This window comes from Maribacter sp. X9, from assembly GCF_048537565.1.
Classification (GTDB): Bacteria; Bacteroidota; Bacteroidia; order Flavobacteriales; family Flavobacteriaceae; genus Maribacter.
The window spans coordinates 1,644,361-1,656,444 of record NZ_CP183215.1; the positions used below are offsets into that span (position 1 = coordinate 1,644,361).

A 12,084-nucleotide genomic window follows, 5' to 3' on the forward strand; every position below is an offset into this window, starting at 1 on the left:
AGTATTACATGCGTTGACGTACCGCTTCATATAAAAATACCGCACAGGCCACCGAAACATTCAAGGATTCAATTTCACCCAATAACGGCAGTTTGGCACAATAGTCCGATGCTTTTAAAATAGAAGGTGAAATACCTCGATTTTCGGCTCCCATAACGATGGCAATGGAATCTTTAAAAGAAACATCATAAATTGAGTCCTTCGTCTTTTCCGTTGCGGAGACTATTTTGATTCCGGAAGCTTGTAAATAAAAAACAGCATCTTTTAAATGGTCCACTTTTGCAATGGGCACTTTGTATGCAGCCCCGGCCGAAGTTTTTATGGTATCCGCAGTTACAGGGGCGGCCCCTTTCTTTTGCACGATGATGCCATCAACACCGGTACACTCCGCAGTTCTGATAATCGCACCAAAATTACGGACATCAGATAACTGGTCTAAAAGCAAAAACAAAGCCGGACCCTCTTTTTGGTTTGCTTTTTCCACTAAGTCTTCTAAAGTATGGAATGCAATGGGGGAGATGTTGGCAACTGCACCTTGATGATTGTTTTTGGTGAGTCGGTTTAATTTTTCAACCGGTACATAAACCATGTTGATTTCATTTCTTCGTAGAAGACCTTCCAATTCTTTCATAAGGTCTCCTTTAAGACCTTTTTGAAGGAAAACCTTATCTATTTCTTCATTCGAATTAACAGCTTCTATTATGGCTCTTAAGCCATAGATTTGGGTATTGTCTTGCATGGGGCAAAGGTAAATAAAAACCGCCCAAGAAAACTTGGGCGGCTGTAAATGTTTATTTGTTAGATAGAATTAAAGATTTGTCCAACAATAAAAAAAGCTGCTTTCAAAGATCCAATGCTAGAATTGCTGGGTCATTTTTGTTGTAATGATATGCCCGCCAAAAGAAACCTTTTGATGAAAATTTCCACACAACTTCTCCAAGTTCTGTAACCTCCCATATTCCATAATCTCCCTCAGTAATTAAAGTGTTGCCATTCGGCAAACGAACAGCTCCCGAGACTTTAGGTGAAAATAATTCGGAATTTGTAAAGCTCCAGATAATTTCAGGCTGAGAAGTTGAAGGAATTATTTTTTTCGTAAGTTCTATAGGAAGCTTTAGTTCATAAACAGTGGATTGTTTAAGTTCTCCACCATTTGTATAAATTAACATTTTACCAGGTTCAAATAGATTTGGAAAATGGTTGTTTATAAATAAACGCTGATCTAACTGATTGTTTTGAGTAGTTGGATTTCCGAATCTATAGATTAAATCACCTCCTTTTTTGAAATTACCTCCAGAACTGGAAGCGGCATCTGGGATTGATGTTGAATGGTCCAATACCCAAACTTCACTGTAGTAATTCACGCTAAGATAGATGAGGTCATTAATAGGATCGTACCCAATGCCATTTGCGTGCATAATGTTGCCATTATCAGTATCCACATAATTTAAGTTTATCAATTGTGGATTTTCTTTTATACTGCCGTAGTTTAATTTGGTTTCGTCAAAATCTTGAATTAAGTGGTTTTTAGCATGCCACTCCCATACGATTGAGTCGTTATTTGGGTTGATTTCTATAATAGATTCGGTATAGATTTCAGTTCCGAGTTTAGAGCCAATTGCTGTTGCTTCTTCCAATGAAATTCTTTCCCAAGCAATTGCCAAAACATTTCCGTTAGGCAATAGTTCAACGTCGTGATGAGATCGGTGATCAGAGTTAGAATAATCGAAATTCCATAATGTTTCTCCATCTTTGTTTATCAGTTGGATTTTGCCACCGAAACCACCAAAAAGAATTTCAGTATTTTCATCCTGTAAAGAGGCCAGTAAAGTACCATCTTGTAATAATACCACATCATTTCCGATTTTTCGCTCGCCCAATGGCCATTCATATATCAAATTTGCAGCCTTATCAATAAGATATACCCTGTTGCTCATTGCGTCGTTTACTAAGATATAATCATCTTGTATTTTGTTTTTGTCATATAGAGAAACCATTCCTATATCTCCTTTGATGGTCTCAAAAGTTTTAAGGGCTTCTTCTTCTTCTTCTTCTTCTTTTTCGATTTCTCCTTCTTTTTCGATTTCCCCTTCTTTGGGATGTAATATTAAATTTTCATCATTAGAGCATGAGAACAGTGAAAGTATTATTAGACTAAATAGTAATTTTCTTTTAAGAAATGAAAGATGAGAATTCATTGTAAGGTTAATTTTTTAAAAGACTAAGTCACATTTTATGTGAAGATTCGTAATGAAGAATTTTGAATTACAAAGTTAGCTTATGTTCAATTATCGAAAGCTGAATTTGGTTGTTTTTTAATCCCTTCAGGTAACTTCGTAACACTTATCTTTTCTTCTTTCAATTATTGCAAGTTCTTTTTTTTAAATTTTAAATCATTATTTAAATATAATAACACCCTAGATACTGTGTTGTTTTATTTTTAATTAAAAAGGGCACAAAGATTATTTGTGCCCTTTTTTTAAGTATGGAGTTTTTAATTATAGATTTAATGGTTCACAAAAGTCAAAAAGACTTTCGCCAGCTGCTGGAGAAGGTCCTAAATCTAATACAGTTTCTTCGTTTGCAGAAATGACTTGAAAGCTATTTTCTTCGTCATAAGATCCGCTATTATAGACAATTTGTATTGACTCAGTCCCTATAGGAACATCAAATGTAATAGTAGTAGAAGCACCATCCGGATGAGTGTAATTGGTGGTGGTACCGTCAATCGTTACATCCAACGAAGCTCCATTCCAAGAATCACCATAAGAATCTCTTAATTCTAGTGTCCAAGTTCCCGCAGTAGGTGCAATAGGAGGACATACTAATGGTACAGTGTATATAAATGGTGATCTAAAAAATGCACCACCTGCAACAGTACTTTTAAGGTTCGTATTAGAAAAAACCCTGCCATCGGTAAGGTTTAATGCATAGCGTAGTGTAAAAGAATCACCACCGGAATAATCATCCGGTGATAGCCCTACTGCAGAAGCCAGTTCACCCAAGGTTAAGTTTACCGTAATTGCGGGTAATCCGTCTTCATTAATTGAGAATGCTGAAGCGGGTAGTGTAGTTATCAATACCTCCGATCCGGCTGGAATGGTTTCACTTGCATCATTGAATGTCGTATAGACTTCCACATTGTCCAACAGGCCTCCAGCATCATTGTCTTCTACTTCAAACGTAACAGAATAGGCTGAAGTTGGATCATTGAAATTAAAGCTCTGTGCGGCAACTTCCGCACTCGGAGTAGTAGCTCTCAAAACTGCTCCTCGAGTTGTTTCTGCAAACACGTCGTCAATAGCCTTATTGCTTGACTCACAGGCTGAAAAGCTTGTGGTAACCAGCGTTAGTATAAAAAGGGTTTTTATGTATTTTTTCATCTTTTGTTTTTTTAATTGGATAATGGGAAACCAGAATCTGGATTGTTATCCCAGAAAACTTTTACGGTAACCGATGGTTTTTGAGTAACATTGCTATTATTGTTTGCAAAAACTGAGGGGTAAAGGAACGATCTTACAAAAGCACCAGGAGCTGGTTCTAAACTTGCTTGAAGATCATTAGGGTAACCTGTTCTTCTGTAGAAATTATAAGCATCTATTCCGTTTCCAAATAAGGATACCCAAAATTCTTTTGCAATTAGATTTAGTTTTTCGTCACCTGATGCGGCTTCGTAAAGTTCCTCAACTTCTGAAATATAATTGGTAATCTCTTCAGTAGTGGGTTCCAACGACAAATCCGCATCGGCATCTAAACTCCCAAAAGCGGTTGTTTTTGCAATGGATTTAGTGATACCATCCTTTAAAAAGGTTCCGGCATCCATTACATCACCACTTATGTAAGCAATTTCCGCTTTAAGAAAATCGATAGTTTGGGATAAGAAGATAGGTGTTATACCTGCGCCTCCTGCACCGCTTCCAAGGTCTACTCCTTCAAATGTGCTATCATCAAATTCACCACCGGCAGGATATACCCCAAAGGTAGTTTTTAATTGGCCATCTGGTGGAGTACCATCATCGTCTCCGTGATCCCTACCCCAATATCCATTAGGTAAGTAACAGAAAGTGAACCCGGTGCCTTCATAATGAGCTGGTGGTGCCTCAACGCTACAAGAAAGGGTTTGTTGATTAGGACCATCAGAATCGATAGCACCCGGAGTAGTTTCAGATTGTCTATAGTAGTAGTAGCGAATTCTTGGGTCACTATCTTCATAAGTATCAATTCCGTTATCTTTTTTGGAATTGTCCATATAATTCATCAACCAATTCGACATATAGTTTTCTGAACCTTGAGGGGTGTAGTTGTCACCGTATTTAGGATGTCTTGAATCTGGATTTACAACACTTGTTCCCCATGTAAATTGAAAATCTTCATCAACACTAGTGATGTAGTCGCCACTGTCTATAATTGAATTAAATGCAGCAATAGCCCCACTATCGACTAATCTTGATTGCGCATATATTTTTAATTTCAATGAATTGGCCAATTTGACCCAAGTATCCCAGTCTCCATCATAAAAATAGTCAATTGAAGGATCAGCAGTATTATCGGTAGTCGTAAAATTTCCTATTGCAGCGTCAAGCAGAGATACTGCCGCAGCATATATGGAAGCACCATCATCTAATTTTGGATTCAAAATTTCAATTCCTTGTACGGCTTCCGAATATGGAACATCACCATAGAAGTCTACCAAAGTTACCATGGTAAAGGCTTCCATCACCTGCCCCATTGCAATGTGACGTTTAAAATTTGCTTTAGTTGCTAATTCATTCATAGCTCTTATATCTATAAGCATAGATGAATATGCAAATCGCCATTCCGCATCTTGCGAAGCGGGGGAATATGCTTGTTGGTACAATCTAGTTCCCATATGATTTATACGGGTCAATTCTGAAGCATTTGTACCAAATTCTTCGTTAAATCTGCCGAATTCCTGAGATATACTATTCAAATAGGCATCCGGTGTAGCTTGGGTTGGATTTGACTCGTTAGGGTCGCTTGTTAGGCCAAGCTCTGCTGTCTCACACGAAAGAATAAGCCCCGCTGAGAACATAATTAGAACTAAGTTTTTACTAAATATTTTCATTTTTCTTATTTTTTAAAATGTTGCTTTTACGGACATACCATATCTTCTAGAACCCGGGCTGTTGATAAAATCAAACCCTAGGGCGTTACCAACACCCACACCCAAATTTTCAGGATCAAAGTTTACACCTTTAGGTGTGTTTATACCTCTAAACCATAAGTTTTGGCCACTGAATGTAACGCTTAAGGTCCCAAATGGAGTTTTTTCTAACATCTTTTTTGGAATGGAATAGCCTAAACTAACTTCTCTCAGTCGTATAGTACTTCCATCGTAAATTTGTAGTTCACGTGGTCCAAATGCAACGTTGGTAAAATAATAATCTGAGTTATTGATTTGAATATCATTTTCAACATATGATGGGGATGCGTTTGTACCGATATTTTTAACACCTGGTAAAATAAAAGTTGATACCCTGTCTTGTGTATCAGTAGTTAAACCTCTACCAACCAACGCTGAAATTGTATTGGAGTAAACGTCTCCACCATGACGGTAAGAAACATCAACGTTTAGATTAAAGTTTTTGAAAGTAAACCCATTGCTCACATTTAGTCTCCAATCTGCGTTCGGATCTCCAATTTCAAAAAGTCCGTTTTCCGAAGCATAATCACCTGTACTAGTTACTACCCTATTCCCCTCTGGGTCACGTAAAACACGACTTCCCAAAATCACGCCAAATGGACGACCTGGAACAGCGAAGTTAGATAGATCAGAAAATAATCCACCAATGTTGATGTTGTCAGTATCCTGACCTAAGTCGATAACGGTTGACTCATCTGCTGTAAAGTTGGCGTTCAAGTTCCAGTTAAAACCACCAGGATTATCATTTCTGAAAAGACTGATTCCTAAATCAGCTTCTACACCTTTTACCTGTACTTCACCAATGTTAGTTACAGTTAGTGTATAACCTGTAGAAGGGTCGAGGGGTCTGTTTGATATTAAATCTGTTGTATTTTTTTTGTAAACAGATACATCTAAAGAGACTCTATTCTGTAGAAAGCGTGACTCAAGACCAAGTTCTATCTCCTTAACTAACTCCGGTTTTAATGATCTATTGGCAAGGTCGTCATCTATCGAGATTGCTGGTATAGGGTCACCGGTCAATACAAAGTCTCTTGTTCTTAAATTCGCTTTACTCGCTACAGGATAACCATCAAAGAAGCCTGCTGATGTACCGTAACCGGCACGAAGTTTCAAAAAGTTCAAGCCATTTTGTGATTGTAAACCATCGATTAGGGCGGTTGGTAAAATCGATAAACTCGCAGAAGGATAAAAAATCGAGTTTTCGACAAAGTTAGAAACCCAATCATTTCTACCAGCTAAGGTTAAGTATGCAAAATTGTCATAACCAAACTCTGCTTGAGCGTATAGACCTAAAATATTTTGAGTGACATCTCTTTGTAATGGATCGTTAGCGGAATTAAGCAATGAAGATTGAGTTACAAAGTTAAAATGCTTGAAAACGCCGAAAATAGACTGTTGATCACTGGTAACCCCTTGTCTAGAAAATTGTTTTCTTCTACCTGTAGCACCGAGGTTTAAATTCATATCTAATTTCTCGGTTAATTGCCACATACCGTTCAATTGCGCAGTATGATCCCAAATAGTGTTTTTATTATCATACGTTTGATAACGACCTTGAATATAGCCTTCCGCCCCTCCTTTATTCTGTCCTATTTCGTTACTTTCAACGTAAAAATCTAAACCAGTTCTCCAAAATACATTGATATTATCATTTATTTTGTAGGTAGCTTGTGTACTACCGAATACCCTATTGGTTAATTGATTCGCGAAAGCATTAGCGGCAGTCCATCTTGGATTTTGGATATCATTACCTCCTCTGTAATAAACGCTTCTTCCATCTATAGGGCTTTGAAATGGTAGTCCCATTAAATCAACACTTATGGGTGTAAAAAATAAATGTCCAAAAACAGAAGCACCAGCACCGGTAGACCCATTACCTAAACTAGCGGCTATAGGTGGTGATTTGGCATCTGTTTTAGAATAATTCATAGTTCCATTTATGGTGAATTTATTAGAAAGTTCGGCTCTACCTCCTATTCCAATAGTGGTTCTCAGTAATTTGTTCCCTGGCGTAAAACCTTCGTCTGATAGATTACCAAAGTTAGCATTGTAGGAAATTTTACCATCTTCTGAAGCACCGGAAGCGTTAATGGAGTTATTTGTAACCGTTCCTGTGCGGAAAAAGTTCTTTACACTATCATATGGCTTGAACTCGTAAGTAGCACCTTGAAACTCCGGGAAAGCCTCACTTACAGCATCATTTATTGAATATGGGTGATTGATTAGAATTGTTCCATCATCAGTTGTTCCTCTCCATTGATCCCCAAAACTATCTGGATTAGGGATATTGAAATCGGGACCCCAGTTACTGAAAAAAGCTCCATAAGCTTGGTCAAAACCATTACCATATTGTTGTTGGTAATCTGGTAATGTGGAGATTTCGTTATAGAAAATAGATGAACTTACTGAGATTTCGGATTTTTTAATTCCATTGCCAGCAGCGCCTCCTTTTGTAGTGATTAAAATCACACCATTTCTACCAGCCGTACCATATAGGTTAGCTGCAGCTAAACCTTTAAGTACGTTAACATTTGCTATGTTATTGGGATCAAGGTCCAAAAATCTACTTGAACCTACGTTACCGTCAATAGCATCGCCCTGTGCATTTGTGTCTGATGCAAAAGGCACACCATCAACTATAAAAAGAGGTTGATTGCCACCCGAGATGGAAGTGAAGCCTCTAATAATGATGTTAGTGGCCGACCCGGATACACCACTGGCCGCATTAATCAATACTCCAGAAGCTTTACCATTAAGCACCCTACCAACATCACCTTCAGCTTTTTGCTCTAATTGCTCTTCACCTACTGAGGATACGGCATAGCCTAGAGATTTTTTCTCTCTTTTAATGCCTTGCGCGGTAACTACTACTTCCTCAAGTGCTTGAGCATCTTCTTCCATCTGTACATTAACAGAATTGCTAGCTCCAACGGTTTGGCGAACCGCTTTTTGACCAATGTAGGTAAACAGTAATGTCTGCCCTTGAGATGCCATAATAGAGTAATTACCATCAAAGTCAGTTTGAGTACCTGTTGTGGTACCTTCAACGACTATGTTAACCCCCGGCAAAGGAAGCCCTCCTTGATCGGTAACCGTGCCGGATACCGTTTTTTGTTGCGCAAACGAAATATGCACAACTAACGCCAATAATAGCGTTAACAATCCATTCAGTTTTGTTCTCATTTTTAATTTATTTGAATTAGCTAGCGACAAACATCATAATAAAGTGTTAATAAAGCAAATGAATTTTAATAAAACTTTAAGGAGTTGTTAGGAAATTGGAAGTTACAGATTAAACACCCTTCATATTAAAAGTTAAATAATTATGCATATGCTTTTTTGAGAAATTCATAATTCTTCTATAAAAATGGGATAATCCTGCGTTTTTGTCAAAGTAATTTTTTGAGTTTGAGGCTAACTTACTTTTTGTTGCCAACTAAGATGTGGGTTAAAATAAAATCATCAATAAAACTTAACGAAATGAAAAAAAATAAAAATAATTAGGACTAGGTTTGATTAGTTATGAAATATTACTACATTTGCCGACCCTTAAAGTAGGGGTAATTTTTATACATTATTATATAGTATGCCAACAATATCACAATTAGTACGAATAGGAAGAGATACGATTACTAAGAAGAGTAAATCGGCTGCTTTGGATTCGTGTCCTCAAAGAAGGGGCGTTTGTACACGTGTTTATACTACAACACCAAAGAAACCAAATTCAGCTATGCGAAAAGTAGCTAGGGTTAGGTTGACCAATGGTAAAGAGGTAAACGCTTACATTCCCGGTGAAGGACACAATTTGCAAGAGCACTCGATAGTATTAGTAAGAGGCGGAAGAGTTAAGGATTTACCAGGGGTTAGATACCATATTGTACGTGGTGCTTTGGACACAGCAGGTGTGGCCGGTAGAACACAACGTAGATCTAAGTATGGTGCAAAAAGACCTAAGAAGTAATTTAACTTGTTTAAAAGAAAGTAATGAGAAAAAGACAGGCAAAGAAAAGACCACTTTTACCAGATCCAAGATTTAACGATCAGTTGGTGACACGTTTCGTCAATATGATGATGTGGGATGGTAAAAAATCAGTTGCTTTTGGAGTTTTTTATGATGCGATTGACATTGTAGACGCTAAGAAGACTGATGATGAAAAGACGGCATTAGAGCTTTGGAAGGATGCATTGAGTAATGTAATGCCCCATGTTGAAGTGAGAAGTAGAAGGGTTGGTGGAGCGACATTTCAGATTCCAATGCAAATTAGACCAGACAGAAAGATATCTACTGCGATGAAGTGGTTGATTAGTTACGCTAGAAAGCGTAACGAAAAAGGGATGTCTCAAAGATTGGCAGGAGAAATCTTGGCTGCTGCAAAAGAAGAGGGTGCTGCGGTTAAGAAAAGAGTCGATACGCACAAGATGGCTGAGGCAAACAAAGCATTTTCGCACTTTAGATTCTAGGATAAAATGGCAAGAGATTTAAAATTAACGAGAAATATTGGTATTGCCGCGCACATTGATGCCGGTAAGACAACGACTACAGAGCGTATACTTTTTTATACGGGTGTGAGTCATAAAATAGGTGAGGTTCATGATGGTGCTGCTACTATGGACTGGATGGAGCAAGAGCAGGAGCGTGGTATTACGATAACCTCTGCTGCTACTACATGTGAATGGGTTTTTCCAAGAGTTAATGGGGAGCCTACCGAAGATTCTAATAGTTACCATTTTAATATTATCGATACCCCGGGCCACGTTGATTTCACGGTTGAAGTAAACCGTTCTTTACGTGTTTTGGATGGTTTGGTGTTTTTGTTCAGTGCGGTAGACGGTGTTGAGCCACAGTCTGAAACAAACTGGAGATTGGCCGATAATTATAAAGTGCCTAGAATTGGATTCGTCAACAAAATGGATCGTCAAGGTTCTAACTTCCTTATGGTCTGTAAGCAAGTTAAGGAGATGTTAGGTTCTAATGCCGTTCCTATTGTATTGCCTATTGGTGATGAGGCCGATTTTAGGGGTGTTGTTGATTTAGCGAAGAATAGGGCTATCGTTTGGCACGAAGATAACTTCGGGTCGACTTTTGACGTGATCGATATTCCTGAGGATATGAAAGCTGAAGTTAGGGAATATAGAGCTGCCTTGATCGAAGCTGTTGCTGAATATGATGAGGAGTTAATGGAAAAATTCTTCGAAGATGAAGATTCTATTACGGAGGAAGAAGTACATGCTGCTTTAAGAGCTGCTGTTATGGATAGGGCTATTATTCCAATGATTTGCGGTTCTTCCTTTAAAAACAAGGGAGTCCAGTTTTTGTTGGATGCGGTTTGTAGATATTTACCTTCTCCATTAGATAAAGAAGCTATAGAAGGAACTAATCCTGTAACAGGTGCGGTTGAAAGTCGTAAGCCGAATGTAAAAGAGCCTTTTGCTGCTTTGGCATTTAAAATCGCTACGGATCCTTTCGTGGGTAGGTTGGCATTCTTTAGAACATATTCTGGTCGTTTAGAGGCTGGCTCTTATATATTGAACAATCGTTCAGGTAAGAAAGAGCGTATTTCACGTATCTACCAGATGCACTCCAATAAGCAAAATGCGATCGATTTTATCGAAGCAGGAGATATTGGGGCCGCGGTTGGGTTTAAAGATATTAAGACGGGTGATACCATGTCTGATGAAAAGCATCCTATAGTTTTGGAAAGTATGAACTTCCCAGAACCTGTAATTGGTATCGCTGTTGAGCCTAAAACCAAGGCAGATGTAGATAAGTTGGGTATGGCCTTGGCTAAATTGGCCGAAGAAGATCCAACGTTCCAGGTAAAAACAGATGAAGCTTCTGGTCAGACGATTATTTCGGGTATGGGCGAGCTTCACCTTGATATTATTGTAGATCGTTTACGTAGGGAATTTAAAGTTGAGGTAAACCAAGGTGAGCCACAAGTTGAGTATAAAGAGGCGCTGACAAAAACTGCTTCACACCGTGAAACGTATAAAAAACAATCTGGTGGTCGTGGTAAATTTGGAGATATTGTCTTTGAGATGGGGCCTGTTGATGAGGATTTCGAAGGAGAAGGATTGCAGTTTGTCGATGAGATAAAAGGTGGTCGTATTCCAAAAGAATTTATTCCTTCCGTTGAAAAAGGTTTTGCTGCTGCAATGCAGAATGGACCATTGGCTGGCTATGAAATGGATTCAATGAAAGTTGTCTTGAAGGATGGTTCTTTCCATGCTGTGGATTCTGATGCGCTTTCTTTCGAATTGGCTGCTAAGATGGGATATAAAGCTGCTGGTAAAGCTGCTGGTGCCGTAATCATGGAGCCAATCATGAAATTAGAGGTTATAACTCCTGAAGAGAATATGGGAGATATCGTCGGGGATTTGAACAGACGTAGAGGTACTATTGGAAACATGAGTGATAGGGCCGGGGCTAAAGTTGTTAAGGGAACCGTTCCATTGTCAGAGATGTTCGGTTATGTTACTTCGCTTAGAACATTATCTTCTGGACGAGCAACATCCACAATGGAATTTTCACATTACGCTGAGACCCCTTCTAATATATCACAAGAAGTTATCAAGGCCGCAAAAGGAATAACAGCATAAATTTAGGACATGAGTCAGAAAATTAGAATAAAACTAAAATCTTACGATCACAATTTGGTTGATAAATCGGCCGAGAAGATTGTAAAAACGGTAAAGACTACCGGTGCTGTGGTTACAGGGCCAATTCCTTTGCCAACACATAAAAAAATATTTACAGTTTTGCGTTCTCCGCACGTAAACAAAAAATCTAGAGAGCAGTTTCAACTGAGTTCTTACAAGCGTTTGTTGGATATTTATAGCTCTTCATCCAAGACTATTGATGCGCTTATGAAGTTAGAGCTTCCAAGTGGTGTTGAAGTTGAGATTAAAGTTTAATA

9 protein-coding genes are annotated in these 12,084 nt (G+C 38.3%); 4 read left to right on the forward strand and 5 right to left on the reverse strand.

The features are described from left to right. Positions 1 to 4 precede the first annotated feature (4 nt). The 5 genes from rlmB to ACNR9Q_RS06900 all read right to left on the reverse strand — a co-directional run bounded on the left by rlmB (position 5) and on the right by ACNR9Q_RS06900 (position 8,350). Complete coding sequence (rlmB, locus tag ACNR9Q_RS06880; protein ID WP_419213872.1) at positions 5 to 739, reverse strand: 23S rRNA (guanosine(2251)-2'-O)-methyltransferase RlmB; 735 nt, start codon at positions 737 to 739, stop codon at positions 5 to 7. 103 nt (positions 740 to 842) lie between these two features. After that, positions 843 to 2,198 (reverse strand): aryl-sulfate sulfotransferase, encoded by a 1,356-nt coding sequence (locus ACNR9Q_RS06885; RefSeq protein ID WP_419213873.1) that lies wholly within the window; start codon positions 2,196 to 2,198, stop codon positions 843 to 845. 300 nt (positions 2,199 to 2,498) lie between these two features. Then, positions 2,499 to 3,383 (reverse strand): hypothetical protein, encoded by an 885-nt coding sequence (locus ACNR9Q_RS06890; RefSeq protein WP_419213874.1) that lies wholly within the window; start codon positions 3,381 to 3,383, stop codon positions 2,499 to 2,501. Positions 3,384 to 3,394: 11 nt separating this feature from the next. Further along, the gene (locus ACNR9Q_RS06895; protein WP_419213875.1) at positions 3,395 to 5,086 is read right to left on the reverse strand and encodes a SusD/RagB family nutrient-binding outer membrane lipoprotein; all 1,692 of its coding nucleotides are present in this window, start codon (positions 5,084 to 5,086) and stop codon (positions 3,395 to 3,397) included. A 12-nt stretch (positions 5,087 to 5,098) separates the two neighbouring features. Further along, positions 5,099 to 8,350: a SusC/RagA family TonB-linked outer membrane protein gene (locus ACNR9Q_RS06900; RefSeq protein ID WP_419213876.1), complete on the reverse strand. Its 3,252-nt coding sequence runs from the start codon at positions 8,348 to 8,350 to the stop codon at positions 5,099 to 5,101. Between the two features lie 403 nt (positions 8,351 to 8,753). Between ACNR9Q_RS06900 and rpsL the strand changes: the two genes are divergently transcribed. From rpsL to rpsJ, 4 genes are read left to right on the forward strand one after another with little or no spacing between them, the layout of a single operon-like run. Continuing rightward, on the forward strand, positions 8,754 to 9,128 hold the full coding sequence (gene rpsL, locus ACNR9Q_RS06905; protein WP_419213877.1) for a 30S ribosomal protein S12: 375 nt from the start codon (positions 8,754 to 8,756) through the stop codon (positions 9,126 to 9,128). A 23-nt stretch (positions 9,129 to 9,151) separates the two neighbouring features. Beyond that, positions 9,152 to 9,628, forward strand: a complete 477-nt coding sequence (rpsG, locus tag ACNR9Q_RS06910; protein ID WP_419213878.1) for a 30S ribosomal protein S7 — start codon at positions 9,152 to 9,154, stop codon at positions 9,626 to 9,628. A 6-nt stretch (positions 9,629 to 9,634) separates the two neighbouring features. Next, positions 9,635 to 11,767 carry an elongation factor G gene (gene fusA / locus ACNR9Q_RS06915; RefSeq protein ID WP_419213879.1) on the forward strand — a complete coding sequence of 711 codons (2,133 nt, stop codon included), beginning with the start codon at positions 9,635 to 9,637 and terminating at the stop codon, positions 11,765 to 11,767. A 9-nt stretch (positions 11,768 to 11,776) separates the two neighbouring features. Beyond that, entirely contained in the window at positions 11,777 to 12,082 is a 306-nt protein-coding gene (gene rpsJ / locus ACNR9Q_RS06920) for a 30S ribosomal protein S10 (protein WP_007094989.1), read from the forward strand. Positions 12,083 to 12,084 lie beyond the last annotated feature (2 nt).

Excerpts from the sequence above, each read along its gene's own strand:
- rlmB (WP_419213872.1), bottom strand. The coding sequence starts at position 739 with ATGCAAGACAATACCCAAATCTATGGCTTAAGAGCCATAATAGAAGCT.
- ACNR9Q_RS06885 (WP_419213873.1), bottom strand. The coding sequence starts at position 2,198 with ATGAATTCTCATCTTTCATTTCTTAAAAGAAAATTACTATTTAGTCTA.
- ACNR9Q_RS06890 (WP_419213874.1), bottom strand. The coding sequence starts at position 3,383 with ATGAAAAAATACATAAAAACCCTTTTTATACTAACGCTGGTTACCACA.
- ACNR9Q_RS06895 (WP_419213875.1), bottom strand. The coding sequence starts at position 5,086 with ATGAAAATATTTAGTAAAAACTTAGTTCTAATTATGTTCTCAGCGGGG.
- ACNR9Q_RS06900 (WP_419213876.1), bottom strand. The coding sequence starts at position 8,350 with ATGAGAACAAAACTGAATGGATTGTTAACGCTATTATTGGCGTTAGTT.
- rpsL (WP_419213877.1), top strand. The coding sequence starts at position 8,754 with ATGCCAACAATATCACAATTAGTACGAATAGGAAGAGATACGATTACT.
- rpsG (WP_419213878.1), top strand. The coding sequence starts at position 9,152 with ATGAGAAAAAGACAGGCAAAGAAAAGACCACTTTTACCAGATCCAAGA.
- fusA (WP_419213879.1), top strand. The coding sequence starts at position 9,635 with ATGGCAAGAGATTTAAAATTAACGAGAAATATTGGTATTGCCGCGCAC.
- rpsJ (WP_007094989.1), top strand. The coding sequence starts at position 11,777 with ATGAGTCAGAAAATTAGAATAAAACTAAAATCTTACGATCACAATTTG.